Annotated in this window: 30 protein-coding genes and 1 pseudogene; 16 read left to right on the top strand and 15 right to left on the bottom strand. The window is 65.5% G+C overall.

Translation table 11 applies throughout. The features are described from left to right. Positions 1-25: 25 nt before the first annotated feature. Positions 26-2,800: a leucine--tRNA ligase gene (leuS, locus tag KZ498_RS04950; RefSeq protein ID WP_312617283.1), complete on the bottom strand. Its 2,775-nt coding sequence runs from the start codon at positions 2,798-2,800 to the stop codon at positions 26-28. Positions 2,801-3,024: 224 nt separating this feature from the next. Here leuS and KZ498_RS04945 point away from each other — a divergent pair, with 224 nt between their 5' ends. The 3 genes from KZ498_RS04945 to KZ498_RS04935 are packed head-to-tail and all read left to right on the top strand — an operon-like array spanning position 3,025 to position 3,642. Continuing rightward, positions 3,025-3,210, top strand: a complete 186-nt coding sequence (locus tag KZ498_RS04945; protein WP_170082537.1) for a hypothetical protein — start codon at positions 3,025-3,027, stop codon at positions 3,208-3,210. Next, entirely contained in the window at positions 3,210-3,377 is a 168-nt protein-coding gene (locus KZ498_RS04940; protein WP_312617282.1) for a hypothetical protein, read from the top strand. The genes KZ498_RS04945 and KZ498_RS04940 overlap by 1 nt, the downstream gene beginning before the upstream one ends. 46 nt (positions 3,378-3,423) lie before the next feature. Next, the gene (locus KZ498_RS04935) at positions 3,424-3,642 is read left to right on the top strand and encodes a hypothetical protein (RefSeq protein ID WP_312617280.1); all 219 of its coding nucleotides are present in this window, start codon (positions 3,424-3,426) and stop codon (positions 3,640-3,642) included. Here KZ498_RS04935 and KZ498_RS04930 read toward each other — a convergent pair whose 3' ends face one another. Further along, on the bottom strand, positions 3,643-4,638 hold the full coding sequence (locus KZ498_RS04930; protein ID WP_312617279.1) for an ornithine cyclodeaminase family protein: 996 nt from the start codon (positions 4,636-4,638) through the stop codon (positions 3,643-3,645). It lies immediately after the preceding gene. Positions 4,639-4,714: 76 nt separating this feature from the next. On the opposite strand from KZ498_RS04930, the gene KZ498_RS04925 reads away from it, so the two are divergent. After that, entirely contained in the window at positions 4,715-5,590 is an 876-nt protein-coding gene (locus tag KZ498_RS04925) for a hypothetical protein (protein ID WP_312617278.1), read from the top strand. 481 nt (positions 5,591-6,071) lie between these two features. Here KZ498_RS04925 and thsB read toward each other — a convergent pair whose 3' ends face one another. Then, positions 6,072-7,751, bottom strand: coding sequence for a thermosome subunit beta (gene thsB, locus KZ498_RS04920; protein ID WP_396276094.1), 1,680 nt, complete (start codon positions 7,749-7,751; stop codon positions 6,072-6,074). Positions 7,752-7,925: 174 nt separating this feature from the next. Continuing rightward, positions 7,926-8,315: a hypothetical protein gene (locus KZ498_RS04915; RefSeq protein ID WP_312617277.1), complete on the bottom strand. Its 390-nt coding sequence runs from the start codon at positions 8,313-8,315 to the stop codon at positions 7,926-7,928. A gap of 667 nt (positions 8,316-8,982) precedes the next feature. Between KZ498_RS04915 and KZ498_RS04910 the strand changes: the two genes are divergently transcribed. From KZ498_RS04910 to KZ498_RS04900, 3 genes are all read left to right on the top strand, one after another. Then, a complete protein-coding gene (locus KZ498_RS04910) occupies positions 8,983-9,726 on the top strand; it encodes a hypothetical protein (protein WP_312617276.1) in 744 nt (247 codons plus the stop codon). 202 nt (positions 9,727-9,928) lie between these two features. Further along, positions 9,929-10,096: a hypothetical protein gene (locus KZ498_RS04905; protein ID WP_312617275.1), complete on the top strand. Its 168-nt coding sequence runs from the start codon at positions 9,929-9,931 to the stop codon at positions 10,094-10,096. Positions 10,097-10,280: 184 nt separating this feature from the next. Next, the gene (locus KZ498_RS04900) at positions 10,281-10,865 is read left to right on the top strand and encodes a YdeI/OmpD-associated family protein (protein ID WP_312617274.1); all 585 of its coding nucleotides are present in this window, start codon (positions 10,281-10,283) and stop codon (positions 10,863-10,865) included. Positions 10,866-10,995: 130 nt separating this feature from the next. Here the strand turns inward: KZ498_RS04900 and KZ498_RS04895 are convergent. Beyond that, positions 10,996-11,817: pseudogene (locus KZ498_RS04895) on the bottom strand (IS5 family transposase). Positions 11,818-11,978: 161 nt separating this feature from the next. On the opposite strand from KZ498_RS04895, the gene mutS reads away from it, so the two are divergent. After that, positions 11,979-14,795: a DNA mismatch repair protein MutS gene (gene mutS / locus KZ498_RS04890; protein WP_312617273.1), complete on the top strand. Its 2,817-nt coding sequence runs from the start codon at positions 11,979-11,981 to the stop codon at positions 14,793-14,795. Between the two features lie 9 nt (positions 14,796-14,804). On the opposite strand, the gene KZ498_RS04885 is transcribed toward mutS, so the two are convergent. Then, complete coding sequence (locus KZ498_RS04885) at positions 14,805-15,518, bottom strand: helix-turn-helix domain-containing protein (protein ID WP_312617272.1); 714 nt, start codon at positions 15,516-15,518, stop codon at positions 14,805-14,807. 122 nt (positions 15,519-15,640) lie between these two features. On the opposite strand from KZ498_RS04885, the gene KZ498_RS04880 reads away from it, so the two are divergent. Continuing rightward, complete coding sequence (locus KZ498_RS04880) at positions 15,641-15,892, top strand: HalOD1 output domain-containing protein (RefSeq protein WP_312617270.1); 252 nt, start codon at positions 15,641-15,643, stop codon at positions 15,890-15,892. Positions 15,893-15,970: 78 nt separating this feature from the next. Here KZ498_RS04880 and nucS read toward each other — a convergent pair whose 3' ends face one another. Both nucS and KZ498_RS04870 read right to left on the bottom strand, forming a co-directional pair. After that, the gene (nucS, locus tag KZ498_RS04875; RefSeq protein WP_312617268.1) at positions 15,971-16,690 is read right to left on the bottom strand and encodes an endonuclease NucS; all 720 of its coding nucleotides are present in this window, start codon (positions 16,688-16,690) and stop codon (positions 15,971-15,973) included. A 9-nt stretch (positions 16,691-16,699) separates the two neighbouring features. After that, complete coding sequence (locus KZ498_RS04870) at positions 16,700-17,137, bottom strand: DUF6735 family protein (RefSeq protein WP_312617267.1); 438 nt, start codon at positions 17,135-17,137, stop codon at positions 16,700-16,702. Positions 17,138-17,323: 186 nt separating this feature from the next. On the opposite strand from KZ498_RS04870, the gene KZ498_RS04865 reads away from it, so the two are divergent. From KZ498_RS04865 to KZ498_RS04840, 6 genes are all read left to right on the top strand, one after another. Further along, a complete protein-coding gene (locus tag KZ498_RS04865) occupies positions 17,324-17,611 on the top strand; it encodes a zinc-ribbon domain-containing protein (protein ID WP_312617266.1) in 288 nt (95 codons plus the stop codon). A 156-nt stretch (positions 17,612-17,767) separates the two neighbouring features. Continuing rightward, entirely contained in the window at positions 17,768-18,751 is a 984-nt protein-coding gene (locus KZ498_RS04860) for a Gfo/Idh/MocA family oxidoreductase (RefSeq protein WP_312617265.1), read from the top strand. Positions 18,752-18,869: 118 nt separating this feature from the next. Next, on the top strand, positions 18,870-19,664 hold the full coding sequence (locus KZ498_RS04855) for an aldo/keto reductase (RefSeq protein ID WP_312617374.1): 795 nt from the start codon (positions 18,870-18,872) through the stop codon (positions 19,662-19,664). A 7-nt stretch (positions 19,665-19,671) separates the two neighbouring features. Then, on the top strand, positions 19,672-19,857 hold the full coding sequence (locus tag KZ498_RS04850; RefSeq protein ID WP_312617263.1) for a hypothetical protein: 186 nt from the start codon (positions 19,672-19,674) through the stop codon (positions 19,855-19,857). A gap of 74 nt (positions 19,858-19,931) precedes the next feature. Continuing rightward, positions 19,932-20,069: a hypothetical protein gene (locus KZ498_RS04845; RefSeq protein WP_312617261.1), complete on the top strand. Its 138-nt coding sequence runs from the start codon at positions 19,932-19,934 to the stop codon at positions 20,067-20,069. A gap of 223 nt (positions 20,070-20,292) precedes the next feature. Beyond that, a complete protein-coding gene (locus KZ498_RS04840) occupies positions 20,293-21,006 on the top strand; it encodes a type 1 glutamine amidotransferase (protein ID WP_312617258.1) in 714 nt (237 codons plus the stop codon). 21 nt (positions 21,007-21,027) lie between these two features. Here the strand turns inward: KZ498_RS04840 and KZ498_RS04835 are convergent, their stop codons facing one another. The 3 genes from KZ498_RS04835 to KZ498_RS04825 form a co-directional block, all read right to left on the bottom strand. Next, positions 21,028-21,495 carry a cupin domain-containing protein gene (locus KZ498_RS04835; protein ID WP_312617256.1) on the bottom strand — a complete coding sequence of 156 codons (468 nt, stop codon included), beginning with the start codon at positions 21,493-21,495 and terminating at the stop codon, positions 21,028-21,030. A gap of 98 nt (positions 21,496-21,593) precedes the next feature. Beyond that, the gene (locus KZ498_RS04830) at positions 21,594-21,758 is read right to left on the bottom strand and encodes a DUF6757 family protein (RefSeq protein ID WP_310895090.1); all 165 of its coding nucleotides are present in this window, start codon (positions 21,756-21,758) and stop codon (positions 21,594-21,596) included. A 54-nt stretch (positions 21,759-21,812) separates the two neighbouring features. Beyond that, on the bottom strand, positions 21,813-22,589 hold the full coding sequence (locus KZ498_RS04825; protein ID WP_312617251.1) for a PHP domain-containing protein: 777 nt from the start codon (positions 22,587-22,589) through the stop codon (positions 21,813-21,815). 146 nt (positions 22,590-22,735) lie between these two features. Between KZ498_RS04825 and KZ498_RS04820 the strand changes: the two genes are divergently transcribed. Continuing rightward, complete coding sequence (locus KZ498_RS04820; RefSeq protein ID WP_312617249.1) at positions 22,736-23,023, top strand: DUF2795 domain-containing protein; 288 nt, start codon at positions 22,736-22,738, stop codon at positions 23,021-23,023. A gap of 144 nt (positions 23,024-23,167) precedes the next feature. Here KZ498_RS04820 and KZ498_RS04815 read toward each other — a convergent pair whose 3' ends face one another. The 4 genes from KZ498_RS04815 to KZ498_RS04800 all read right to left on the bottom strand — a co-directional run bounded on the left by KZ498_RS04815 (position 23,168) and on the right by KZ498_RS04800 (position 26,020). Beyond that, positions 23,168-23,578: a hypothetical protein gene (locus KZ498_RS04815; protein ID WP_312617247.1), complete on the bottom strand. Its 411-nt coding sequence runs from the start codon at positions 23,576-23,578 to the stop codon at positions 23,168-23,170. Further along, positions 23,575-24,261, bottom strand: coding sequence for an ATPase domain-containing protein (locus KZ498_RS04810; protein ID WP_312617245.1), 687 nt, complete (start codon positions 24,259-24,261; stop codon positions 23,575-23,577). Before KZ498_RS04810 ends, KZ498_RS04815 begins: the two co-directional genes overlap by 4 nt. A 73-nt stretch (positions 24,262-24,334) precedes the next feature. Then, positions 24,335-25,042, bottom strand: a complete 708-nt coding sequence (locus KZ498_RS04805) for a hypothetical protein (protein WP_312617243.1) — start codon at positions 25,040-25,042, stop codon at positions 24,335-24,337. A 72-nt stretch (positions 25,043-25,114) separates the two neighbouring features. Then, the gene (locus KZ498_RS04800; protein WP_312617242.1) at positions 25,115-26,020 is read right to left on the bottom strand and encodes an acyltransferase; all 906 of its coding nucleotides are present in this window, start codon (positions 26,018-26,020) and stop codon (positions 25,115-25,117) included. Positions 26,021-26,041: the final 21 nt, after the last annotated feature.

Here is a 26,041-nt window from a genome sequence, read left to right as displayed (position 1 = left end):
CAACCGGTAGTCAGACGCCGCCGGATTATTCTTCGATGTCGATGGCCGGTCGACCGGGACCGGCCTTGCCGACGAGGTCGGGGTCCGCCTCCTCGGGCCCCTGGACGACCACGTCAGCGCCGAACTCGCGTTCGATGAGCCACGCGGCCCGTTCCAGCGCCGCCCGTTCGCGCTCGGGCGGCAGTTGCTCGTCGAGCGACTGCGCGCGGCCGGCCAGTTCCTTGGCGAAGTCCGCGGCTGCCTCGCCCTGCTCGCGCAGTTCCTCGTCCTGCATGACGGTGCCGACGACGTTGCCGTCGGCGTCGCGAGCCAGGTCGAGGACGCGGTGCTTCCACTCCGGTGCGACCGCGAGTGTCACCGTGGCGGGGTCGTCGATGCCGACCGTGTCGACGATGTCGCGGATGTCCTCGCGGGTGTTCTCGACCAGTCGGCGCTCCGTCTCGTAGTCGGCGGGGGCCTGGGCCGCCGGCCACTCGGCCGCCGCGATGAGGTCGTCGTGGCCCAGTTCGGCCCACATCTCCTCGGCGGCGTGGGGAGCGACCGGGGCGAGCAGTTTCGCCGCCGTCGCCAGCCCGCGCTCGAAGGTGTCGGCGTCGGGGTCGGTCGCGTCCTGATACCGGCGCAGCAGCGACACCAGTTCGCGCACGGCCTGGAGCGCGTGGTTGAACCGGAAGTCCTCGAACTCCGCCGTCGCGTTCGCGGCGGTGGCGTCGATCTCGCGAGCGACGTAGTCGGCGATGTCGCCGGCGTCGCCGGCGTTCGCGGTTTCACCGTCTTCTCGCGGGCTTTGCCCGCTCGAATGGTCCGCGGAACTCCGTTCCGGGCTACTCGCGTTGTCCGAGGCGCTCCGCGCCTCGCTAGCCTCACCATCGGCGTACTCCGAGACCAGCGTGTACACGTTCTGGAGGAAGCTGTGGGCGGACTGCACGCCCTCGGGACTCCAGGCGAACTCCTTCTCGGGCTGGGCGGCCTCCATGATGAACAGCCGGGCCGTATCGGCCCCGTACTCCTCGATGATGCGCTGGGGCGAGACGCCGTTGCCCAGGCTCTTGGACATCTTGTTGCCGTCCTCGCCCAGCACCATCCCCTGGTTCGTGAGGTTGGTGAAGGGTTCGCGGACGCCATCGACCATCTCGAGGTCGTCCAAGACTTTGGTGAAGAAGCGGGCGTACAGCAGGTGCATCACCGCGTGTTCGATGCCACCGACGTACTGGTCGACCGGCATCCAGTCGCTGGCCCGTTCGGTATCGAAGGGGGCCTCGTCCATTCCCGGCGAGGTGTACCGCAGGAAGTACCACGAGGAGTCGACGAAGGTGTCCATCGTGTCCGTCTCCCGCACCGCGTCGGCCCCGCAGTCGGGACAGTCGACGTGTTTCCACTCCTCGGCGGCGTCCAGCGGGTTCCCGGTGGTGTGGACGAACTCAGGCAGTTCGACGGGGAGGTCCTCGTCGGGGACCTCGACGTAGCCACAGTCCTCGCAGTGGATCATCGGAATCGGGGTGCCCCAGTAGCGCTGGCGCGAGATGCCCCAGTCCCGGAGGTTGTACTCGGTGCGGTGCTCGCCGTCGAACTCCTCGACGAAGCGGTCGCGGGCCTCGGCGCTCTCCAGCCCGTCGAACTCGCCGCTGTTGACCAGCACGCCGTCCTCGGGGTAGGCCGCGTCCTGCACGTCGATGTCCTCGGGGTCGGCGTCCGCGTCGTCGGTCGGTTCGACGACCTGCACGATGTCGATGTCGTGGGCCTCGGCGAACTCGTGGTCGCGCTCGTCGTGGGCGGGCACGGCGTACAGGGCGCCGGTCCCTACGTCGGTCAGGACGTAGTCGGCGACGTAGACGGGGATCTCCTCGCCGGTGGCGGGGTTGACGGCGTACTCGCCGGTGAACACGCCGGAGGTCACGTCCAGGTCGTCCTCGTCGGCGTGTTCGGCCTCGTGGATGTACTCGGCGACGTCGTCGTTGTCCTCGGCGATCTCCTGGGCGACGGGGTGGCCGGGGGCCAGCGAGAAGAAGGTCGCCCCGTGGATGGTGTCCAGGCGGGTCGTGAAGATGTCCACGTCGCCGTAGCCGGGAATCTCGAAGGCGACGCTCGCGCCCTCCTGCTTGCCGATCCAGTTGCGCTGCATCTCCCGGACGTTGTTCGGCCAGCCGTCGAGGTCGTCGAGTGCCTCCAGCAGTTCCTCGGCGTAGTCGGTGATGGTGAAGAACCACTGGTCCATCTCGCGGGCCTCGATGGGCGTGTCACACCGCCAGCAGAGTTCCGCCTCGCCCTCGACCTGCTCGTCGGCGAGGACTGTCTCACAGGAGGGACACCAGTTCAGTTCGGCGGCCTGGCGCTCGACCAGCCCCGCCTCGCGGAACTGTTTGAACAGCCACTGGTTCCACTGGTAGTACTCGGGCTCACAGGTCGCGAGTTCGCGGTCCCAGTCGTAGCCAAAGCCCATCTCCGTGAGCTGGTCACGCATCGAGTCGATACATTGCATCGTCCAGTCCTGCGGGTTGGTGTCCCGTTCCTCGGCGGCGTTCTCCGCCGGGAGGCCAAAGGAGTCCCAGCCCATCGGGTGGAGGACGCTCTCGCCGCGCATCCGCTCGAAGCGGGCGTAGGCGTCCGTGATAGTGTAGTTCCGGACGTGGCCCATATGGAGGCTTCCGGACGTGTAGGGGAACATCGCCAGGACGTACTCCGGGTCGGTCTCGTCGTCGGCGATACGGAACACGTCGGCCTCGTCCCACGTGCGCTGCCACCTGGGCTCGATCTCCGTGTGATCGAACCCCCGCTCGCGTTCCTCACCGGTTGTGGTCATAATATCGGAACATCCGGCAGCGACGGTGCTATACCTTTCCCTTCGGGAGACGGCCGCCTGGGTACCCGTCGGCACCGACACCTGTGGGCGCGACACGCGGGCGGTGCCCGCTGCTGTGGCTGTCCATCGCGGCTCTGGCAGCCACCTGTCCCGGAGTCAGCGACGGCAGGCCCGACCACAGCCCACACAAGATTTTTGCCGGATTCCGCAAGTGTCAGAACTGTATGGTACACTGCCCTGACTGTGAGACCTCGCTCGAAACGGCCGACGACATCGAGTTCGTCGAAGTGGACTCGGCGACCGGCTTCATCAAGGCCTCCAAGCGGTTCTACACGGCCAACTGCGCGGCGTGTGGCGTGACTATCGGCAGCGGCGTCGCCGGCGCGAAGTCCAACGGAGGTGCGGCCTGATGGTCCACTGCCCCGAGTGCGACGCGGAGATGACCGACCAGGCCGACGTGGAGTTCCTCGACATGGACTCGACGACCGGCTTCTTTACGGCCTCCAAGCGGTTCTACCTCGTGGCCTGTGGCAACTGCGGGGCCGCCATCGGCAGCGGCGTCGCCGGCGCGATGTAATCACGCCGGGGCCTAGGCTTATACACGTTTCAACGCAAGAGACAGTATGGCGGAATCACCTGACGACGACGCGAAGGACAGCGGGCGACTACCGAAGCCGCTTCGAACCGTCACACCGGGATCGCGTAGCCGTCCCAACGAGGGCATGGACATAATCGGCTGGGGCATGCTCGCCGGCCTGCTCGTCCTGCTGGTCCCGCTCCTGCCGTTCATCATCATCGTCTGGCTCATCTCGAAGGTGACCGACGCGCTCACGCCGTCGTAGTCAGGTCGTGTCGGTGTCGACGAGCGAGAAGCCCGTCCCGTCGCCGGCCTCGCTTGCGTTCTCGTAAACGACGTGTGCGGTCGCGACGTCCTGGATAGCCAGTCCCGTCGAATCGAAGACGGTGATCCCGTCGTCGTCGGTCCGCCCCGAGAGCGTGCCCGCGACTATGTCGCCGAGTTCCCCGTGGAGGTCGTGGTCGGTCAGGACGCCCTCGCCCCACGGGACGTTTAGCTCGCCGGAGTGGGTGCACTGTTCGTAGTTGTCGATGACGAGTTTCGCGTCCAGCAGCGTGCGTTCGTCGTGTTCCTGCTTGCCGGCGGCGTCGGCCCCGATGGCGTTGACGTGGGTTCGCTCGCCGAGCCACTCCCGGTCCACGATAGGCGATTCGACCGGTGTGATCGTCGAGAGGACGTCACAGCCGGCGGCGTCCTCGATACTGCCCGCCCGGACGTCGAACCGGTCGGCGAACGCGTCGACGAACGCCGCCTGTTTCTCCGGGCTCTGGTCGGCGACGACCACCGTCTCGATGTCCCGGACCGACGAGATGGCCTCCAGTTGCGTGTAGGCCTGCGTGCCGGCCCCGACCAGCCCTAGCGAGTCCGCGTCGGCGACGGCGAGGTGGTCGGTAGCGACGGCGGCCGCCGCCCCGGTCCGCAGGCGCGTCAGGACGGTGCCGTCCATCACGGCCAGCGGGAACGCCGTCTCGGGGTCCGAGTAGATGAGCGTCCCGAGGACGGTCGGCAGGTCGTGGTCGCGGGGGTTGTCCAGGTGGACGTTGACCCACTTGATCGCGGCGGCGTCCCACGTCTCCGTGTTGACGTAGGCCGGCATCGACCTGAAGTCGCCGTTGTACTGCGGCAGGTCGATGTAGGACTTGGCCGGCATGATGGTGTTCCCCCTGGCGTCGGCGGCGAAGGCCGCGGCGACCGCGTCGATGACTGCCGGCATCGTCGCGTGGTCCTCGACCGCGTCCGCACCGAGAAGCAGCGTCTGCATACCGAATGGTGGTACTCGACAGCACTTATACCTCCGCCGTCCCAGATGTTATATCGCCACACGACCAGTCACGGGTATGCGTCGCGGGGCGGCGACTGCCGCGGTCTGTCTCTGCCTGCTGAGCGCCGGCTGTGCCGGCCTTGTCGGCGGCGACGCGGCCGCCAGGGAGACGGTGACGCCGGCCCCCGTCCCGACCGCGGACGCGACGACGAGTCCACAACAGCACGCCCCGGGCATCGTCGGCGACCGCGTCGTCAACGCCACTGCGCTGGGCCGCGCCCACGTGCGCCGCCTCTCGAACACCTCCTATCGGGTACAACACACCAGGACCGTCACGGACGGCAGCGACCTGCACAGGCGCGTCCGGACGCGTGCCAGCATCAGCGCGGGCTATCGGTCGTACACGGCCACCCGAACGGTCGCCGGCCGGGGCGTGACAGGGCGTGAGATTCACAGCACATGGCGGGACGGCCGCGCGCTCAGACGGACCACCGTCAACGGGTCGACGACGACGGCAGTGGTCGCGGATAGCCGCGGTATCGGTGGCCCGCCGCGTCCCCCACGGGCCGCGCTGTTTTTCGATCCCACGTTCAACGGGCGCCTCATCGCGTTGCTCTCAGTCACCAACATCACGTCCATCCGCCCCGGCGACTCGGTCGTCAAGCAACTGTACGGGGGCTCGGTGTATCGCATCAGGGGAACCGGGTCGACCGACGACAGCGCAGTCGCCACCCGCCGCGTCGACCGTGTGACCGACGTCTCCCTCTCGGCGGCCGTGACGCCCCGCGGCGTCGTCCGGAGCTACGCGCTGCAGTACACGCTCGTCAACGGAACGGAAACCCACCGCGTGAGGGAGACGCTCCGCTACAGCGAGCTGGGGACGACTGACGTGGTGTTCGAAGACCAGCGGCGGCCCGGGCGCTATCGGAACCGAACGGCACGCCCGGACTGACCGCAGCGAGCGACGACCGGGCGCCACAGAACCGACCCCGGGATGGAAAGGGCCCCCACCCACTGTCACCGGTCCGCCCCCCACCAGACGGACCGGGACAGTCGATACTTCGCAGAGACGCACCTAACTGTTCGTCCGGTTTCACGCTTCGATACGGGCGGGGTCGGGGCGTGCCCGTCGAACGCCGAGTCGCAGTCCGGCGAACCCCCGTTCGCAGGTCGGTACACGCCCACGAACCGTCTCGCCGTTCGCCTGTCTGGATAGTCTCGCCAGTTGGGGTTCCTCGCTTCGCAGAAAGTGTCGCTGCTCGCAGGTCAGTTCGGACCCCGCTCGTGATATCGAGGTCCTTTCGGAACCTCGCTTGCCTCGCGGCTTCCGCCGCGCGGCCGTGAGGGAGGCCCTCGCTCGGCCCTACCCTGCACGCGTGTCGCTACGCTTCCGCTCGCAATTCAGCGGCCTCTCACTTCGTTCGAGCCCGCTCTTACATCATGCCGCCCATGCCGCCACCCATGCCGCCCATGCCGCCGGGGGCGCCGCCTGGGCCGCCGGGTCCGCCTTCGTCGTCGCCGGAGGTCGAGAGGTCGCCGGCGGCGATGATGTCGTCGATCTTGAGGACCAGGTTCGCGGCCTCTGCAGCCGAGGAGATGGCCTGGCGCTTGGCGTGGGTCGGCTCGACGACACCGGTGTCGAGCGTGTTCTCGACATCGCCGGAGAAGACGTTCAGGCCGGCGCTGACGTCGCCGTCCTCGTGGGCGGCGCGCAGGTCGACCAGCGTGTCGATGCTGTCGAGACCGGCGTTCTCGGCGAGAGTCCGCGGGATGATCTCGAGCGCGTCGGCGAAGGACTCGATGGCGAGTTGCTCGCGGCCCTCGACGCTGTCGGCGTAGTCGCGGAGCCGGCGGGCTACTTCGACCTCGGGTGCGCCGCCGCCGCCGAGGACACTGCCGTTGGCGACCGTCGACGCGACGACGTCGAGCGCGTCCTGGACGCCGCGTTCGAGCTCGTCGACGACGTGGTCAGTCGAGCCACGGAGCAGGAGCGTGACGCCGTGGGCCTCGTCGCCGCTGCCCTCGACGTAGAACAGCCCTTCGGCCTCGTCTCGGGTGACGGAGCCGTGGCCGAGGTCAGCAGCAGTCGCGGAGGCGAGGTCGGACACGACGTTAGCGCCCAGAACCTCTTTGAGGAACTCGATGTCGGACTTCTTGGCGCGGCGGACGGCCAGGATGCCCTTCTCGGCGAGGTAGTGCTGGGCCATGTCGTCGATGCCCTTCTGACAGAAGACGACGTCGGCACCGGTGTCTGCGATCTGGTCGACCATCTGCTTGAGCTGCTCCTCTTCCTTGTCGAGGAAGTTCTGGAGCTGGCTCGGGTCGTCGACGGAGAGCTGCGCGTCGACCTCGGTCTCGTCGAGTTCGATGGCCGTGTCCACGAGCATGATGTCGGCGTCCTCGACGTTGGTCGGCATCTCCTCGTGGACCGGGTCCTTGTCGATGACCGCGCCTTCGAGGAGCTCGGAGTTGCCGGCGGAGCTGCCGGTCTGGGTCTCGAGGTTGAGGTACTCGAGGTCGGCGATGACGGAGCCGTCCTCGGCCTCGACGGTCACGGCGTTGACCGCATCGACGATGAGCTGGGCGAGCAGCTCCTTGTTGAGCTCCGCGCCCTTGCCCGTCATCGAGGTCTCGGCGACCTTCTTCAGGAGTTCTTCGTCGTCAGGGTCGACCTCGGTGGCGATGTCGTCGAGTTCGTCCTTGGCCCGCGTCGCGGCCATGTTGAACCCTTTGATGATCGCCGTCGGGTGGATGTCCTGTTCGAGGAGGTCCTCGGCGTTCTTGAGGAGTTCGCCTGCGATGGCGACGGCGGAGGTGGTGCCGTCACCGGCCTCGTCCTCCTGTGTCTCGGCTACCTCGACGATCATCGAGGCTGTCGGGTTGTCGATGTCCATCTCCTTGAGGATGGTGACGCCGTCGTTGGTGACGGTGACGTCGCCCATCGAGGAGACGAGCATCTTGTCCATCCCCTTCGGGCCGAGCGTCGAGCGTACCGACTCGGCGACCGCGCGAGCGGCCGAGATGTTGTGTTCCTGCGCAGACTTGTCCTTCATCCGCTGGGAGTCCTCTCCCAGGATGATCATCGGCTGGCCCTGCATCTGGCGTTGGCTCATAATCAAGCGAAGATTGCATGTGGTTCTATATAAAAGTAGGGGTTATAGGGTGCTCGCCGGTCACCCGTTGTCCCAGCCAGAACAGGTGAAACCACCCGACTGAGGTAGTACTGTCCGTCAACAGTGGTAGCTGTTGGCACGCCCCATCAGGGCGGTGACGACCTGTTTATATATTCATTCGACGGGTTCCGTCCAGTGGACCGTAACCGACCCGACGACGAAGGCGTCCTTGGAGTCGGGGTTCCGGCGGAATTGAACCGTGTTCGACCCGAGCTGGAGTCGCTCGGGCGCAATCGTATCCATCCAGAGCTGCCACCCCTCACCGGGCGCGATGTCGAACCCCGACAGCGGTTCGCCGTTAACCACGATATCGTGGTCGAAATCCTCGACGTCGTACACCTGCATCTGGACGTACGGGTCCGCCGGTTCGGAGGTCGGGAGCTCGAAGGAAACCGGGTCGGTCGAGTTCCCGGTGTACTCGGCCCAGGGAACGTCGAGCGAGTCCGCCGACGGGCCGAGGTGCTGCTGGAACTGACAGAGCGCGTAGTTGGCGCGACGTGACATACGAATAATATTTCGGGGCCGGTATAAAAATCAGTGGTCGGTCGCAGCCGTCGTGTTTAGTTAGTGAACAGAAATTATGAACAGCCGGCTCTGTTGAAATCCCATTCTTCAGACATAAATTGGGATGAAACACCCAGTCGCTGAAGGGTGCGTATTGATCGTCAAGAATTCTACCAGCTCAAAGAGATCTTCCGATAGCCGTGCGAGATACACAGCGCGTATCGGTCACGCGAGACTGGCCGAGACTGCACCATTCGAATGGGAGAGAACAGCGTCCCGGACAGTTTCGTGGAATCGCACTGTTGGTGGAAGCACTCCCCCGAACTCGTCATCAAATGCGTCGTGCATCATATCGACCCGACACTCATTGTCGCCGAGAGCACCAGTACATCCGCGTGGGACTATCACCCACAGAAGGGACAACAGGCGTGTAGCGTAACTTTGCCGCACCCACTTTGTGTAAGTGTGAAATGTAAAGACAACAACAAATATATTTGTCTGGGTACCCGAGTTATGGTACGGAATAATAGCACACACTGTGCGTTTAGCCCAGCATGAGGGCTGCTTGAAACCGGATTCCCGTTCGCAGTCATCCATTTCTCTTCGCGCATACGGTGCGTGAAACGCATCACTATGTGACGCGTTCCGCAACAAGAGATATCCGGAAATGTCAGCAAATAAAGGCGACACTAACCAGGCAGTCGAGAGTATCGAGCAGCCGACCAGTGTGAGTCGGTGGAACTACCTGCGTGTCGGTGGGTTGGCCGCGCTCACCGAGGCAGCCATCTACGTGGCCGGTTTCGCGTACTTCCTCGTCATCCTTGATTTCCCGAGCGTCACCGGGGCGCTCCAAGAGGTCGAACTGTTCGTCGCGAACGAGACGAGTCTGTACGCGATGAACCTACTCATCTACGTGGTCTTCGGTATCGTACTGGTGGCGCTCGTTCTGGCGCTCCACGAACGGCTCAAAACCGACGCACCGATGCTTATGCGAGCGACGACTACATTCGGCCTCATCTGGGCTGGTCTCGTCATTGCCAGCGGGATGATTGCCACCCTCGCGACGGGCGTCGTCGTTGATCTCTACAGTACCGACCCGACGCAGGCGACTACGGTCTGGCTGGCAGTGAGCCCGGTCATCGACGGACTGGGCGGCGGCAATGAAATTATCGGCGGCCTCTGGACACTGCTCGTGAGCGTCGCTGCGCTGCGAGCGCGGGCGCTCCACCGACTGGTGAACTACTTCGGGTTCGTGGTTGGGACTGCAGGCATCCTCTCGGCGATTCCAGCACTCAGTGAGATCGGCGGTGGCATCTTCGGGCTTACCCAGATCGTCTGGTTCGTCGCGCTCGGTGTCCTCCTACTCGGCGCAGGCGGCCGTGAGGCGTCCGCGTCCCTTCGTGAGGAGTGATGCGACCGATGGTGGTGTGAGACGAACATGGACGGGGCGCTGAGTGAATCCTCTGTCTCTCGCACGCTGATACTGACAGAACTCGGTGAGATGTCTGCAGTCGTGCTGAACTCACAGCGCGTATCGGTCACGGGAGACTGGCGCCACCGAACGAAAGTGGGGGAGCGTAAGCTTATGCCCTCGACGGAACTCCCTTCCCACCGTGTCTGACTCAGAAACAACGGGACAGGGAGTTGCGCTTGGCGTCGGCGTCGGCCTCGCTCTCGGTGTCGCCGTGGGGGTGGCCATCGATAATATCGGTCTCGGAATCGGGGTCGGGATGGCGCTCGGAGCGGCACTCGGTTTCGTGTGGGACCAACAGGAAGCGTAAATCGCGAAGCGACGAATCTGTACATTCCTCCGCTCAATCTACCCAATTTCTCAAGTGCAAATCAAAGAGTAAAGACGTGCTGAACTCAGCCTCGATATTCAACACGGCTCCGACAAACTATCAACAACCGCGGATTTCAACAAGGCCGACTAGGGTTATAGACGCGGGGAGTCTTTGGTGATCCATGGACCTACTATTTTTCGACTCTCGTAACGAGTTCCGCACCTGGTTGGAAGGGCACCACAACACGAAAAAAGAGCTGTGGGTAGGCTACTACAAGGCCGACGCCGAGAGATCTGGTATCGGGTATGGGGAGTCGGTCGAGGAAGCGCTCTGCTTCGGATGGATCGACGGTCTGGTCAAGGGTATCGACGACGAGACGTACACCCGTCGGTTTACGCCCAGAAGCTCCGACAGCAAGTGGTCGAAGGCGAACAAGGAGCGGGTCGCAGCGATGATCAAGGCGGGGAAGATGACCCTGGCCGGAATGGAACTCGTCGACGCGGCGACGGAGTCGGGCGAGTGGGCGGCTGCCTATCGGCTCGGCGACGATCACGAAATTCCGGCCGAACTTGAGGCGGCGCTGCGTGAGAACGAGACCGCCTGGGAGAACTTCCAGGACTGCTCGAACACGGACCAGCACGCATTCGTCGCGGCCGTTGAGGAGGCTAAGACGGACGAGACCAAACAAAAGCGCATCAAACGAACGGTCGAACTCGCGGCGCAGGATCTCAGAGCATACGACGAGAACAACAAGCGGCGGCTGTGATGTGGTCGTTTCAGAGGTAACAGTTCTCAAGAAAACTCGCTTCTCGAGTTCACTCCCGTCACCATCGCGGACGAAGTTACGGCATTGCTCATCGAGAATGTTCGTGCAGTACGCGCCCTGAATTGACCGCTCAGAGTGATCGATCTACATTATGAATGAGACAAGCAATGGCGAGTTCACAGAACTGTTTCCACCATCGTCGTTAGCGGACGAACGCACCGTACTTTCGCTTGAGCGTTGAGTTCACAGTCTCGGATTGACTCCGTTGTCCGTAGAGGTCAGCGTCTAAGCGTGCGTTCCATGCCTTGTGGAGTGATGTGAACTCACGATGCTTAATCAGTGGCCGAACCTCGTGTTGCCGGGCGAGCCGTCTGATTTTCTGATCGTCGTAGCCTTTGTCACCGAGCAGAATGCCAATATCCTCGGGGTTGCGCTTGATCAACGACGGCGCAATCTGGCTATCGTGTTTTCGTGTCGTCGTCACGTGTAGATCGAGGATTGCGTTCACTTTCGTATCGACCAGCAGCGTCGCTTTGAGCTGTTGAATGGTGAGTTCAGCTCGTTTCGTGTAGTGTTTCGAAGCATGACTGCGGTCAAACCCTGACGCATCAACTCCAACGACACCGCTCGTCGGAAGTAGCGTCGTTGAGAGGGTCAATATGACACGCCACACGGCCATATCAAGTCGATTGAACGCCTTACAGAGCGTTGATGACGTAGGAAGCTCGGCTAGTCCAAGAGCTCGTCGGATGCGTGGCATCTCGATCAGTTCGTCAAGCAGGCCACGGTAGGTTGTATTCTTTCGAACTTTGAGACAGAGCAGAACAACGTGCTGGGGAAGTGTATAGCGATGTTTGGAGAACTTCGAGGAGTATCGAGAAACCGCTCGGCGTGCCAGATGGATCGCCTTCTCAGTAAACCGGAGAATTTGCGACTTCGGGAGGGCCTTCATCTCGTCGAATTACATGGCGAACATGTAATTCCCTGAGTATTTCAACAGAGCCGTTATTACCGGATAAAACACCAGCGTTGCGGCCGCAGTGTCATCCCGGGCGGTCACGTCACGCACAGGAGAGCGGAGCGCCTATGAGGGGGCGGCTGTTGCCCACCGGTATGGACGCTGCGCTTGGCCCGCCCGAGCAGATGGCCGAGCTCGAGGAGGACCTGACGCCGATGATGGCACAGTACTACGAGCTGTGCCGGCAGTACGACGACGCCCTGGTCCTCTTTCAGGTCGGGGACTTCTACGAAGCCTTCTGTGCGGCCGCACAGCGGGTCGCCCGACTGTGTGAGATTACGCTGACCCAGCGCGAGGACTCGACCGGCCAGTACCCGATGGCCGGCATCCCCATCGACAACGCCGAGTCCTACGTCGAGACGCTGCTGGACGCGGGGTATCGGGTCGCCATCGCCGACCAGGTCGAGGACCCCGACGAGGTCAGCGGCGTCGTCGAACGAGCGGTGACGCGGATCGTCACGCCGGGGACGCTGACAGAGAGCGAGCTGCTGGGCGGGGCGGACAACAACTACGTCGCCGCCCTGACCGAAGGCGAGCGGTACGGACTGGCGCTGCTCGACGTGTCGACCGGCGACTGCTACGCGACAAGCGTCGGTTCGGCGACGGCCGTCGCCGACGAACTCAGCCGGTTCGGCCCGGCAGAAGCCATCGTCGGACCGGACGTCGACGTGGACCGGGACGCCGTCTTCGGCCCGGCCTGTCTGGTGACACGCTACGACGCGGACGCCTTCGGCCGGGAGCGCGCCGAGGACCGCGTGGCCCAGTACTTCGGCCCGCCGGAGCGCCTGCTCGCCGGCGACGCGGAAATCCGGGCCTGTGGCGGCCTGCTGGCCTACGCTGAGTACACCCGCGGCAGCAGCGGGGCGGTCGGTCCCGACGGCGAGCCGGTCGACCCCGACGTGGACCCCGCCGGCACGCTCGACTACCTCAATCACCTCACGCGGTACGACCCGCGGGAGTACATGCTGCTCGACGCCGTCGCCGTCGAGAGCCTCGAACTGTTCGAGCGACGCTCCGTGCGGGGCCACGAGAACCGCACGCTCGTGGACACGGTCGACGAGACGGCGTGTGCGCTGGGCCGGCGGAAACTGACCGACTGGCTCCGCCGGCCGCTGCTCGACGCGGACCGCATCGAGGCCCGCCACGGCGCGGTCGCGGAGCTCCAGCGCGACCCGGCGACCCGGGAGGCCCTCGCCGGCCTGCTTTCCGACGTGTACGACCTGGAGCGGCTCATCTCGCGGGTCTCGCGTGGCCGGGCGAACGCGCGGGACCTCCGGTCGCTGGCCGCGACGCTGTCGGTCATCCCGGACATCCGGGACCAGCTCGCCGACGCCGACGCCCGCTTGCTCGCGGACCTGCACGCCACGCTGGACCCGCTGACCGAGACCCGCGAGGAGATCGAGGCGGCGGTTCGCCCCGACCCGCCACAGCAGGTGACCGAGGGCGGCGTCATCCGGGAGGGCTACGACGAGGAACTCGACCGGCTACGCTCGACAGAGCAGTCGGGCAAAGAGTGGATCGACGAGTTGGAGGCGAGCGAGCGCGAGCGGACCGGCATCGACTCGCTGAAGGTGGGCCATACCTCGGTGCATGGCTACTACATCGAGGTGACAAACGCCAACCTCGACGCCGTCCCCGAGGACTACCAGCGCCGCCAGACGCTGAAAAACAGCGAGCGCTACTACACGCCGGAACTCAAGGACCGCGAGGACGAGATTCTGCGGGCCGAGAGCGCGGCCGACGACCTCGAGTACGACCTGTTCTGTGCGGTCCGGGACGAGGTGGCCGACGAGGCCGAGCGCGTGCAGGCGCTGGCCGACCGGCTGGCCCGCCTGGACGTGCTGGTCTCCTTTGCCGAGGTCGCGGCGCAGTACGGCTACTGCCGACCCGCCGTCGGCGGCGACGGCATCGACATCACCGCCGGCCGCCATCCGGTCGTCGAGCGGACGGAGGACGCCTTCGTCCCCAACGACACGCGGCTCGGCAGCGGGCCGCTCCCGGCGGCGGGTGACGGAGCGACCGACGACGGGCGCGACCCCTTCCTCGCCGTCGTCACGGGGCCGAACATGAGCGGGAAATCGACGTACATGCGCCAGGTCGCGCTGATCTGTCTGCTCGCACAGGCGGGCAGTTTCGTCCCGGCGAAGGCGGCCGACCTCCCCATCCTCGACCGCGTGTTCACCCGCGTCGGGGCCAGCGACGACATCGCCGGCGGCCGCTCGACGTTCATGATCGAGATGACCGAACTGGCGACGATTCTCGACGCGGCGACCGCCGACTCGCTGGTCCTGCTGGACGAGGTCGGCCGGGGCACGTCGACGGCCGACGGGCTGGCTATCGCCCGCGCCGTCACGGAGTACCTCCACGACGAGGTCGGCGCGTACACGCTGTTTGCGACCCACCACCACGACCTGACGGCCGTCGCCGCGGCGCTGCCCGGGGCGACCAACCGGCACTTCGAGACCAGCCGCGAGGACGGCGACGTCCGCTTCGACCACGAACTCGCGCCCGGCCCCGCAGCGGCCTCCTACGGCGTCGAGGTGGCGAGCATGGCCGGCGTGCCCGAGTCCGTCGTCGAGCGGTCGCGGTCCCTCCTGGCGGATGCCGAGGCGGCCGACTCCGGCGTGGATAAGCCGGGAGCGCCTGCCGAATCAGAGACAGCGACAGACTCCGACGCGGATTCCGCCGCCGCGGAGACGCCGGGCACGGCGGAGAACGGAACGGCGGCGGCTTCGACCGGCGAGGCTGCATCTGGCGGCCACACACAGGAGGCGCTTCAGGCGAACGGGGCCGCCGTCGAGGGCGAACTGCCGGAGTCGGTGGCAGAGCAGTTGGCGTCGCTCGACGTCGCGACGATGACCCCGATAGAGGCCATGAACGCGCTTGCGGACCTGCAGGACCGGCTCGACTGACAGCGCCGGTCAGCTATCGCCGTCGGCGACCGGTTCGTCGTGCGGACAGGCGAACATGGCCGCGACGAGTTTCTGTTCGGCGGCCCGCAGGTGCTTGTGGAGCGTGGGCTCGGAGACGTCGAGACGGTCAGCCAGGTCCGCGGCCGTCGCTCCCCGGGGCCAGTTGTAGTATCCCGCTTCGTGGGCCGTCGCGAGGACCTCCCGCTGGCGGTCGGTCAGCGAGTCGGTGTGGGGCGCGTAGTTCTGGAACCCGAACAGCGGCACGATGGACTCGCGCTGTTCCTTCGCTTTGAGTTCGGCGTCCGAATGGGCCGCCAGGAACGAATCGATGACCGCCGTCGTCTCGGTTTGCCGTGGCACGTCGGCCACGACAGTCCCCTGCCCGTCGACGCTCCGGGCTGTCTGTGGCACCGCACCGGCGTCCGCCAGCGAGACGACGGGACAGTTGTTCTGTACGTCTAGCTCGACGAGCCCGCCGTCGTCGGTGCGGTCGAGCACCCGCGCGTCACCGGTGTCGTCCTCGACGTACTCGACAAGGCGGTCGGGGCAAGCGCCCTCGACCGAGAAGAACTCCGCGTACGTGTCGTCTCTCTGTGGAAGGCACTTCTCCAGAATCACCGAACACGATTCGGCCGCAGACACCGATACGAAGGGATAGGACCCATCAGAGAGGGCAAACTCCACACGGGTAACCGCCCGGCCGTCACCAGGCTGTTGAGCCATACACGGGCGTAGTCGACATCCCGTCAAGAATGTTGGCCTGCCCTGTGATTTCAGCGTTCACTATGCTAGCCACACTGAACTTTACGCCTGTAGAATAAGTCTAGCACCAGGAACAGAGAACTGTGTCTGGAACATCCCCACCCGTCATAGAAACTCACGGCACCGACCAGTCCATCGTCACCGCAGTCGTTCGCGCCGTGGCGGCCGCGGAAGGACAACCGGCCAGAACCCTTCCGCCGCTGGCCCACACGATCAATCCGGGCGCTCTGACTGCGTGTATCGCTGACTCGAACACCGACGGACACGTCGCGTTCGACTACAGCGGCCACCGCGTGGTCGTCGACACCGATGGAACGGTCACCGTAGACGGGTAGCTCCGTGCCCTGCCTGTGTGGCGACTGCGGCAGTCAGTGCGGGCACGAGACGGCCACGTCCGAGTGACAGGAGCGCAGTTACGGCGGCTCCAGCGAGACGAACTCCAGTCCCCTCTCGGCGAGCAACTGACGCGCCCGGTCGGTCACCGAGGGCGCGACGAGGATACCTCGGACCTCGGTGTCGGCGTGCAGGTCACGCTCCAGAGCGTCGACGTACCGACCCAGCTGGCCGACCGCGTCGGGACCCACGCGCCGGCGCTTGAGTTCGAGTATCGTCGTCCGACCGTCGGCGTCCTCGCCGTAGATGTCGACCGCGCCGGCGGGCGTCTCGCGTTCGGTCGCCAGCGGCGTAAAGCCCGACTCGACCAGCGCCGGTTCCTCGAGGATGCGGTCTTTCAGGTCTGCTTCCGTCCCGGTGAGCGCGAGGTCTCTGGCGTCAGTCACGTCGAAGGCGGCGGCGTGAGCGACCGTCCCGAAGACGATCTCCAGCGATTCCTCGGGGGTCGACCGCGTGGAGCGGACGACCAGCGAGCCGTCGTCGACGCTGATGCTGTGCTCACACCCCGGCGGCTGCCAGTTCACCGGCTGCTGGCCCTCGTCGGTGTGGACCAGCGCGGCCCCGTCGGGCTTGAGCATCACGTGGCGGTCGCCGGGCCCCAGCGAACTGGCCGCTCGGCCCTCGTACTCGACCGTACAGGTGCCCACGAGCGTCACCAGCGCGCCGCGGTCGGCGTTGCGCGACGCGAGGTCCAGCGCGTCGGCGGGGTCGGGATAGGTCAGCGTCTCGACAGCGGTCACGGGCGGCGGTTAGCGGCCCCCGCGTAAAAAGGACGCGTCGTCGGGGCAGTGCACGGACGAAGCGTGGTTCCGGAGCGACGCGAGCAGGGCGCGCTTGACAGTCTTCGGGTCCCGGCCCGCGCGTTCGAGGGCGCGACAGGCCTCGTCTTTGCGGTCGACCCACCAGGCCCGGAACGCGTCGGGGTCTTCAGTGCGGGCGAGGACGATGTCGTCGAGGTCCGACAGCGTCGGGTCGAGCCAGCAGACGGCGTAGGTCCGGACCGACCCGTCCAGCACGACCAGCTGGTCGTGGGTGGCATCGATGGCAGCGAGAACAGCCGACCCCGTCCACCCGTTCCCGAGCGGTCGGGACTGGGCCAGGGGATCGGCGTCGACGCCCCAGTGGGCGACCCGGCAGTCGTAGCGGCCGTCGGGTCGAGCGACGGCCACGAGCGTTCGACGACCCATCAGGGACCACCGAGCGTGTGAGCGGGCATGGGTCCCCCTGGCTGCGTGGTCCTATTTGAAGGCTGGCCCACAGAACACGGTTCGAGTTCCCACTCAGCCACCGACAAGGGCCCCAGACCCCACGAAATCGCCGAGTTTTGGTAACTCGGCACAACCCTCAAGTAGCATGTTACCGTACACTAACATATGATGGTGAGCGAGTGGCTCTACGGCGCAATCGCGCTTCTCGTGGGGCTCCACGTCCTGACCATGCTGTACGCGTACCGGCACCGGGGCGACCCGGCCGGTGCGACCGGGCAGGGCGATACCGAAGGGCGCCGTGGTAACGCCACCGATGACAGCACTGCGTCCATCGACTGTCCCCACTGCGGGGCGAGAAACGAGCAGGACTACCAGTTCTGCCGCCAGTGTGTCGCCGACCTGACGAGCGGTAGCCCGCAACGCCAGCCCACGGACCGAAGCCAGCCGTACTGACAAGGTCCCGGTCGAATCGGACAGTTCGAGCGCCGTGGTCGGCCAGAGTGGCTATTTCTCCGAAAATGTACCCGAACGGACTGTCGCGAGCGGGCGCCGGAACGGCACCACGACCACGGTCGGTAATTGTTTATCCGAGTGGCGTCGGATACGTGTATGCGCTTTGGTATTATTTCGACTGCGAAAATCGCACGCGAAGACGTGATTCCGGGCATCCAGAAGTCCGACCACGCGGTCACGGCAGTCAGCTCGCGGTCCCGGGACCGTGCCAGCGAGGTGGCCGAGGCCCTCGGCATCGACAGCGCCTTCGGCGACTACGAGACGATGTTCGCCGAGGGGGATATCGACGCGGTATACAACCCGCTCCCGAACGCGCTCCACGCCGAGTGGAGCCAGCGGGCCGCCGACCACGGCCTCGATGTGCTCTGTGAGAAGCCGCTGACGGTCGACACCGCCCAGGCGGCGGACCTCTTCGACTACTGTGCCGACCGGGACGTCGCGCTGATGGAGGCGTTCATGTATCAGTTCCACCCGCGGACCCGGCGGGCCAGGGAAATCGTCGAAGACGAGCTGGGCGAGGTCCACACCGTCGACGCGTCGTTCAAATTCCCGCTCTCGGACCCCGGCGACATCCGGCTGGACCCCGCACTGGCCGGCGGGAGCCTGTTGGACGTGGGCTGTTACGCCGTCAGCGCGGCGCGTGGCTTTCTGGGCGAGCCGGACCGCGCGTTCGCTCACAGCCGAGATTCCCGGGACAGCGGCGTGGACACGAACCTCAGCGGCGTTCTCTCGTACGACGACGGGCGGGTCGCCTCGGTTTCCTGTGGGCTCGACGGACCGGACCGGGACTACTACCGGGTCGAGACCGACGACGGCTGGCTCGAGGCGCCGAACTGCTTCGGCCCGGACCACGACCAGTCTGTCTCGCTGACCTACAGCGTCGGCGGCCGCGAGGTCACCGAGACGTTCGACCCGGTGGACCACTACCGGCTCCAGGTCGAGGCGTTCGCCGACGCCGTCGAGAGCGGAGAAACGCCGCCCATCGACCGGGCCGAGACGCTGGGGAACATGCGTGCCCTGGACGCGCTGGCCCGGAGCGCGGACACCGGCGAGCCGGTCGGTATCGCCACTCCCGGGTGAGACACACAGCGGGCGTCTCCCGTGACGCGGCGCGCGCGAAACGGTTTTGACTGCGGGGAGTGAGGCACGAACTGTGACACCCCCAACAGTGACGCTCCCGAGTGGCGACGAACTCCCGATGGTCGGCGTCGGGACGTGGGACATCGACGGCGATACCGTACAGGAGTCCGTTCGGGCCGGTCTCGACGCGGGCTACGCCCACGTCGACACCGCCGAGGGCTACCGGAACGAGGCCGAGATCGGCGAGGCCCTGGCCGACTACGACCGCGGCGATGTGTTTCTCACGTCGAAGGTGCTGCCCAAGCACCTCGGCTACGAGTCCGTCATCGAGGCCTGCGAGGCGTCGCTCGACCGCCTCGGGACCGACTACCTCGACCTGTATCTCGTCCACTGGCCCAACCCCGCGACCTCCATCCGCGAGACGATGGACGCGATGGCCACGCTCCACGACCGGGGGAAGGTCCGCAACGTCGGCGTCTCGAACTTCAGCGCGTACCAGCTCGGGGCCGCCCAGCACGTCGCCGACGTACCCATCGCGGTCAATCAGGTCGAGTACCACCCCTGGAACACCCAGGACCAGGTGGTGGAGTTCTGCCGCGAGACCGACACCGTCGTCGAGGCGGCTGCACCACTCGGCCGGACAGAGGTGTTCGACGACGACGTCATCCGGGAATTAGCCGAGAGATACGACAGGTCGCCCGCCCAGATTATTCTGAAGTGGGCGGTCGAGAACGACGTGGTAGTGCTACCGAAGTCCTCCTCGCCCGAACACGTCCGGCAGAACCTCGCGCTGTTCGACTGGGAACTCGACGCCGCCGACCGCGAGCGCATCGACGCCATCGAGCGCGAGCAGGCGGTCTACGACACCGGGGTCTACGACTGGGACGACGGCACGTACGGCATCTCGCAGTAGTCCCCCAATGGTCACACCGCCCGCACTGGACCGCTGGGACGCCACAGCGGCGGCGAGCATCGTCGCCCTGCTTATCGTGGCGTACGTCCTGGTTCCGGACCCGACAGTCCAGTACGGGACGTGGCTGGTCATCTTCTGTATCTGGATGGCCTGGTTCGTCTTCTTCGGGGCCAAATGGTTATACGGCCCCTAGAGCGGTGCGCTGAAGCTTTTACTCGATTCCGTGTCAGCGGAGATTTATTTACTCCCACTGTCTATACACATTCGATGCCCCGCATCGAAGTCTCGGAAAACCTGTACCGCCAGATCGAGAGCGAAACCAGCAACGACGACTTCAACGACACGCTGTGGAAGATGGTCGGCTCCTATCGGCGCACGAACAACCCGGAAGCGGACCAGACGTAATACACAGAGGACAGTCGGCGACGGCCCGCGGCGAGTGAGGCACTTCTGAACGTTCGGTCGGCTACGATAGCCGTTGCACCCGTGTCACGCCACGGTGTGTCTGCCCATCGATTGACGAGGCGAGAGAGACGAAAGCACAGGCCCCGAAGCGCCCGTCACTGTGAGCGGCAATCACTGCCGTCGATACGTATGTTTTTACGATTTGAGCCGCTCCGTACTGGTAATGAGGCCACGAATCGCCCTGCTGAACGCGGCCCACGACGGCGATGATAACCGCCGGAACTTCCGGCGAGAACTCGACGCCGACCTCGTGGAGTACGACGTGACCGAGCGCGAACTGCCCGACACCTTCGCGTTCGACGGCTGTCTGGTCACCGGCAGCCGCGCGTCCGTCTACTGGGACGAACCCTGGATTCGGGACCTCGAATCCTGGGTCGCGGACGCGGTCGACCGCGACATCGCGTTCCTGGGCGTCTGTTTCGGCCACCAGCTGCTCGCGCACGCGCTCGGCGGCACCGTCGAGGCGATGGACGAGTACGAGATCGGCTACCGGACGGTCGAACACGACGGCGAGAACGAGCTGCTCGCCGGCGTCGACGAGTCCTTCACCGTCTTCACGACGCACTCGGACCGCGTCGCCGAGCTGCCGCCGGGCGCGACCGAGTTCGCCGAGAACGAGTACGGCGTCCACGGGTTCCGGAAGGAGAACGTCTTCTCGGTGCAGTTCCACCCCGAGTACGACCCTGAGACGGCCGAGGAAGTGACGAGAGGCAAGGACGACCAGCTCTCCGAGGAGCGCATCGAGGCGGTGCTTGACGGGGTCACCGAGGATAACTACCGCGCCGCCTGCGAGGCGAAGCAGTTGTTCGACAACTTCACCGAGTTCGCTGCGCGTCGCACACGTGATGCGACCGGCTCCGCCGCGGCCGACGACTGACCGCTCGCCGCGCCGGGACGGTCATGTGAACCGGCCGGTCTCGGCGTCACAATCCTCGCAGCGCGTCACCAGCGCGTCCCGGTCGTCCGTCATCTCGATGTAGTTGTGCGTGCGACCGCCACAGTCCTCGCAGTGCCGGAGCATGTCGGTATCGCCCATCTCCTGTGGCGCGCCGAGAGCGAGCGCGACGACGCGTTCCTCGCCCTCGTTGCGGCCGAGTTGCCACTCGCCGGGGGCAAACCGGATGGCGTCACCGGCCTCGACGCGCACCTCGCCGTCCTCCGTTTCGAACGTGGCTGTGCCCGACCGGATGAGAAACACCTCCTCCTGGTCCGGGTGGCGGTGGTACCCGAAGCCGAAGGACTCGCCGGGTGCCAGTTCGTAGTAGTTCAGCGCGATGTTGTCGGTGCCGAGCGGCCCGGCGAGCGCCCGCTTGACTGACGCCGGCCCCATTCGCGATTCCAGGGCGTCGATCGTGACTTTCTCCATAGGTGCCACCTACAGCGGACAGTCCTTAACGGTTGGTCAGACCGGGCCACAGCGGTGACACTGGGGAGGGACGGTACAGCAGAGAGACAGAGCAGCGGTCACTCGCGTCGGTCGATATCGAGCTCCTCGTCGAGGTCCTGGAGCCAGTCGGCGTCTTCCAGTTCCGCCATCTGTTCACGGAAGTGTGTCTTGCAGACGCCGACCTTGACGCCGTCGTTCTCGACGGCGATGTCGGCTTCACGGTCGCAGTAGTGACACTGCATACCTGTAAGGTCGTCCCGGAGTACATTGAACCCTCGGGTTCCGTCTGCCGGTTGTCAGACGTCGAGTGCCGTTTCGACCCGGTCCCAGGCGGCCGCGTCCAGGCCGGTGCCGCCCAGCGTCTCGCCGTGGGCGTCGCTGCCGCCAGTCGGCACGAGGTCGTACCGCTCGATGACGTCGTCGACGAGGCTGTCGTCGACCGTGCGACCGTACGGGTACCAGCGTTCGACGGCATCGAGCGAGTCACACTTCGACAGCGCGGCCGCGGTGTCGGGGTAGCGGAACGGGTGGGCGAGGCCGACCAGCCCGCAAGCCTCCGAGAGGACCGCACAGCCGCGCTCGAAGGAGGGGACCTCCCGGGCGACGTAACAGGGACAGTCGCCGCCGATGAGTTCGTCGAACGCCGCCTGGAAGGAGTGGTCCGACACCTCGGCGATGGCGCGGGCGATGTGGGGGCGACCGAGGCCGTCGCGCGGTTCGACGGGCAGCGAGACGCCCAGGCGGTCCTCGACACAGTCGATGATGCGCGCGCCGCGCTCGCGGCGGTTCCGCTGGATACGCTCGCATTCGGCCCGGAGCTCGTCGGTCGGGTCGACGCCGTAGCCCAGCAGGTCCAGCCGCTGGGTCCCGGTTTCGACGCGGAGTTCGATACCGTGGAGAAGCGTCACGCCGTCCCGCTGGGTGACGGGGCCGTCGAGGCCGGGCTGGAGTCGGTCGTGGTCCGTGACGGCGACGACATCGACGCCGGCTCGCTTTGCAGCCGTCGGGACCGCATCAAGCGTGAGCGTCCCGTCAGAGCGGGCCGTATGTACGTGCAAGTCAGCGACGACCATACCACTCACAGGACTCCCAGCAGGAAGCCGCTTCTGGTGAGCACACGAGTCGTGCGCACACGTCACGTGAGTGCCTTATACGCATTAAGGGATATTATGATTATCTATAGTGAAGGTTTATTAACGACCATGAACTTTCGACTGATATGCGAATGTTAAGCAACGCGACGGACGCCTTCCAATCGTACGACTACCCGATCTCCGCCGAGGAAATCATCGAGAGCGACGGCGACATGGAGCTCGAACTGCCAAACGGCACCGAGCGTCTGGGCGACGCGCTCAGCCGGTCGGCCCCGGAAATCTTCGAGAGCGCAGAGGACGCCGAGTTCGCGGCGTTCTCGGGGGTCTCGAGCAAGGCCATCGGCCGGAAGGGCTACTCCGACCGCGACCCGATCTGCATGGGCGAAGACGGGCCGGACGAAGTCTCCTTCTAGGGGCCCGGTAGCCACACAGGACTGACCGCGGTCGTCCCAGCTCTGGACGGGGTTCCCGTCTCCTTCATTTTCACACAGACGAGCAACAGCGCTCTCTAGGGTATTTCCGTACGCGCACGCGAAGAGTGCACCGCTCAACAGTGGCTACCTATCGAGAAAGTCCGGCCTGTCGACGGCGTCGGTGCTGTCGATTGACTGCCTGTCCAGCAGTTCCGAGGGTTCAAGCGCCGGCGGCAGCCCGTCGCGGCCGCCGGTCGGTGCGTCGTCCTCCTCGATGTACGTTTTCTCGCCGTTAATCAGGTCGGCCCAGAGGGCGTCCCGGTCGGCGCTGGTCGTCTCCGCCGCTTCCTTGGCCTCGTTGCGGCCTTCGTCGTACGCGAGTTCGACCATGCTCTTGTGGTACGCCGAGGACATCTCGGCGTAGATGGCTTCGAGTTCCTCGCGGTTGTACTCCCCGAGGCGCTCGGCGACGCCGATGGCGTAGGCCCGGTCGGTCCCCTCGTCCTTGTCGAGGGTCTCCCAGTCGGTCCCGAACTCGCGCTCGTATCGGTTCATGTCTCCACTTTCCGGTCAGCGTGGACCTGCAGTCCGGCGCCGGAGAAGGAGATCTCCCGGATGTCACAGTCGATAGCGGTGCCCCGCATCTTGATGACCTGGACGCCGCGGGTCATGCTCCCGTTTTCGAGGAAGTTGTGGAAGAAGACGACGCCGTGGGCGAGGTAGTGCTCGTCGCTGTACGAGGACGGGTCGGTCATCTCGGAGATGAGCAACGTCGTCGCGTCCGTCTGTTTCAGCGCGGACAGAAAGCCCGTAATCTCGTCTTTGACGTCGTTCATGAAGTGTTGCAACAGCATCGTCGAGTCGATGACCACCCGCTGGATGTCGTTCTGTCTGATGTAGGCGACGAGTCGGTTCGTCAGGCCGCCCTCGCTGCCGAACTGCGTGATGGTTCGCTTCCCGCTCTCGGTGACGAGGTTGAGAAACTGGATGGCGTCGGACTGCATCGCCCGATCGAACCCGAACTCGTAACCGGCCATGTCCTGCATGAGCTCCGACTTGGTCTCGTGCATCGTCACGTAGAGACACGTCTCGCCCTCTTTGACACCCTGCGTGATGAACTGTGAACAGAACGTGGTTTTCCCGCTGCCCGGCGGGCCACTGACCACGTAGAGGCGATTCGGGAGCAGCCCCCCTTCAATGAGTTCGTCGAAACCGGGGACCCCGCTAGAGAGACGCATATCAGCTACCTGAGTCCGTCTGGACATATGCTTTCACCTTCTATTTTCACCGGTGATAACTCATTCGGCTGGGTCAGTGCTCGAGGGCGCTGGGGTGGCTATCGGCCAGTTCCAGCAGTCGCTCCGTGCCGGCCTCGTCGAACCGCATCGGCCGTCGCCACCACGGCCCCTTCCCCGAGTCCGACGATAGTTCTGTGACCAGTTCGTTCGCGTCGGTGCCGCCGCTTGGCGCCGACAGCGGGACGACTGTGTCGTACAGTTGCGACCCGTCGGCGTTGCCACGAATGAGAACGCGAGCGTCGAAGGGGTCCCGTTTCACGTGGGCGTTCGAGGCAAACTGGGCCTGTTCCCCGGAGGGGAGATTGCGGTACTCCTCGCCGGCCACCGCGTCGCGAGCGAGCCGGAAGTGACCGATGACGTGGGCGCCCCACTCCGGCGACGCCCAGGCGGGGCGCTCGTCGGCCGTCGACAGCGTCGCGTAGAAAAACAGGTAGTCGCCGGCCGACAGTTCCGAGAGCGGGCCCGCTTTCACGCCGTGTTCGTCCCCGTACGTGTAGCGGTCGCCGCCGGCCTCCGGGAACTCCGGGTCGAAGTGGACCGGACGGTCGGCCACCGCGGACACGTCGGTCCGCAGGTCGAGGTCGCCGTAGGTCGGCACGGGCTCGCTGGTCGGCTTCGACTCGGGAATGGGGATGTACTCGAAGGAGCCGTCGGGAAACAACGGGCCGCGGAAGCCGGGCTCGTTGGTGTTGGCTCCGACGTTGATGGCGACGCTGTGCATGGCCGTTGTTGGTCAGTCCCGGAGAAAGGCGTTCGGATGGGCGAGAACGGACTGGTGACCTGCCGTCGCTGACTACTGGCGGTCCGGCGGGGAGAGGTCGCGCTGGAACTCGTCGAACTGCTGTAGGTCCTCGGGCAGCTCAACGGACAGCTGTCGTTCGGCGCGGCGGTCGACGTTCGCCCCTTCAATCGGCTCCGCGACGGACTCCCAGCCGTCCTTGACCGTCAGGGACTTCGCCGGCGTGCCGGCGGCGACGTGATGGGCGGGGATGTCCTTGCCGGCGATGGACTTCGCCGCGAGGATGGCGTTCTCGCCGACCTTCACCCCGGCACGGACCATCGAATCGTAGGTCAGGCGCACGTCGTCCTCGATGATGGTGTGGTAGTTGTCGACGTGGGTCTGGTCGACGGCGTCGTGGTCGTGGCTGTAGATGTGAGTGTCGTCGGAGATGGAGACGCGGTCGCCGATGGTGAGTTTCCCGCGGTCGTCCAGGTGGACGTCGTCGTGGACGACGACGTTGTCGCCGACCTCGATGTTGTGGCCGTAGGTGAAGGAGATGCCCTTGAAGAAGCGACAGCCCTCGCCACAGGACTCGAAGAGGTGGTCGGCGAGCATCCGACGGAACCGGAGCCCGAACTCGACGTTGTCCGCCATCGGCGTCGCGTCGAACTGCCGCCAGAGCCACTGGAGGTGTTTCGAGCGTTTGAACCGCTCCTCGTCTTTCTCGGCGTAGTACTCGCTTTCGAGGGTCGTGTTACAGGGGTCATAGCCCTGGAGTCGGACCCGCTCGGCCGGGGAGATATCCGCGCCGTCCTGCCAGCGCTCGTAGGCCTCCCGGTCGCCGTGGAGGTCGACCAGCACGTCAGTGACAACATCGCAGGTGTCCTCGTCACCGGAGAGGCGTTCGTCGACCTCGTCGAGAAAGGCTCTGAGCCCCTCTTCGGCGAGCGGTGGCAGCGACACGTGACGCTTCGTCATGTCGGGTACGTGGCCTCGCGG

Origin of the sequence: Haloarcula sp. 1CSR25-25 (genome assembly GCF_032027985.1) — an archaeon.
Lineage (GTDB): Archaea > Halobacteriota > Halobacteria > Halobacteriales > Haloarculaceae > Haloarcula.
Note: the sequence above shows the minus strand (reverse complement) of the source record. Positions and strands in the feature narration are given on the sequence as shown.

Excerpts from the sequence above, each read along its gene's own strand:
- KZ498_RS04945 (WP_170082537.1), top strand. The coding sequence starts at position 3,025 with ATGGTACACTGCCCTGACTGTGAGACCTCGCTCGAAACGGCCGACGAC.
- KZ498_RS04820 (WP_312617249.1), top strand. The coding sequence starts at position 22,736 with ATGCGAATGTTAAGCAACGCGACGGACGCCTTCCAATCGTACGACTAC.
- KZ498_RS04940 (WP_312617282.1), top strand. The coding sequence starts at position 3,210 with ATGGTCCACTGCCCCGAGTGCGACGCGGAGATGACCGACCAGGCCGAC.
- KZ498_RS04925 (WP_312617278.1), top strand. The coding sequence starts at position 4,715 with ATGCGTCGCGGGGCGGCGACTGCCGCGGTCTGTCTCTGCCTGCTGAGC.
- KZ498_RS04865 (WP_312617266.1), top strand. The coding sequence starts at position 17,324 with ATGATGGTGAGCGAGTGGCTCTACGGCGCAATCGCGCTTCTCGTGGGG.
- KZ498_RS04810 (WP_312617245.1), bottom strand. The coding sequence starts at position 24,261 with ATGCGTCTCTCTAGCGGGGTCCCCGGTTTCGACGAACTCATTGAAGGG.
- thsB (WP_396276094.1), bottom strand. The coding sequence starts at position 7,751 with ATGAGCCAACGCCAGATGCAGGGCCAGCCGATGATCATCCTGGGAGAG.
- KZ498_RS04910 (WP_312617276.1), top strand. The coding sequence starts at position 8,983 with ATGTCAGCAAATAAAGGCGACACTAACCAGGCAGTCGAGAGTATCGAG.
- KZ498_RS04870 (WP_312617267.1), bottom strand. The coding sequence starts at position 17,137 with ATGGGTCGTCGAACGCTCGTGGCCGTCGCTCGACCCGACGGCCGCTAC.
- KZ498_RS04855 (WP_312617374.1), top strand. The coding sequence starts at position 18,870 with ATGGTCGGCGTCGGGACGTGGGACATCGACGGCGATACCGTACAGGAG.
- KZ498_RS04930 (WP_312617279.1), bottom strand. The coding sequence starts at position 4,638 with ATGCAGACGCTGCTTCTCGGTGCGGACGCGGTCGAGGACCACGCGACG.
- KZ498_RS04835 (WP_312617256.1), bottom strand. The coding sequence starts at position 21,495 with ATGGAGAAAGTCACGATCGACGCCCTGGAATCGCGAATGGGGCCGGCG.
- KZ498_RS04840 (WP_312617258.1), top strand. The coding sequence starts at position 20,293 with ATGAGGCCACGAATCGCCCTGCTGAACGCGGCCCACGACGGCGATGAT.
- KZ498_RS04915 (WP_312617277.1), bottom strand. The coding sequence starts at position 8,315 with ATGTCACGTCGCGCCAACTACGCGCTCTGTCAGTTCCAGCAGCACCTC.
- KZ498_RS04815 (WP_312617247.1), bottom strand. The coding sequence starts at position 23,578 with ATGAACCGATACGAGCGCGAGTTCGGGACCGACTGGGAGACCCTCGAC.
- KZ498_RS04845 (WP_312617261.1), top strand. The coding sequence starts at position 19,932 with ATGCCCCGCATCGAAGTCTCGGAAAACCTGTACCGCCAGATCGAGAGC.
- KZ498_RS04830 (WP_310895090.1), bottom strand. The coding sequence starts at position 21,758 with ATGCAGTGTCACTACTGCGACCGTGAAGCCGACATCGCCGTCGAGAAC.
- mutS (WP_312617273.1), top strand. The coding sequence starts at position 11,979 with ATGGACGCTGCGCTTGGCCCGCCCGAGCAGATGGCCGAGCTCGAGGAG.
- KZ498_RS04885 (WP_312617272.1), bottom strand. The coding sequence starts at position 15,518 with ATGGCTCAACAGCCTGGTGACGGCCGGGCGGTTACCCGTGTGGAGTTT.
- KZ498_RS04935 (WP_312617280.1), top strand. The coding sequence starts at position 3,424 with ATGGCGGAATCACCTGACGACGACGCGAAGGACAGCGGGCGACTACCG.
- KZ498_RS04825 (WP_312617251.1), bottom strand. The coding sequence starts at position 22,589 with ATGGTCGTCGCTGACTTGCACGTACATACGGCCCGCTCTGACGGGACG.
- KZ498_RS04805 (WP_312617243.1), bottom strand. The coding sequence starts at position 25,042 with ATGCACAGCGTCGCCATCAACGTCGGAGCCAACACCAACGAGCCCGGC.
- KZ498_RS04850 (WP_312617263.1), top strand. The coding sequence starts at position 19,672 with ATGGTCACACCGCCCGCACTGGACCGCTGGGACGCCACAGCGGCGGCG.
- leuS (WP_312617283.1), bottom strand. The coding sequence starts at position 2,800 with ATGACCACAACCGGTGAGGAACGCGAGCGGGGGTTCGATCACACGGAG.
- KZ498_RS04900 (WP_312617274.1), top strand. The coding sequence starts at position 10,281 with ATGGACCTACTATTTTTCGACTCTCGTAACGAGTTCCGCACCTGGTTG.
- KZ498_RS04800 (WP_312617242.1), bottom strand. The coding sequence starts at position 26,020 with ATGACGAAGCGTCACGTGTCGCTGCCACCGCTCGCCGAAGAGGGGCTC.
- KZ498_RS04860 (WP_312617265.1), top strand. The coding sequence starts at position 17,768 with ATGCGCTTTGGTATTATTTCGACTGCGAAAATCGCACGCGAAGACGTG.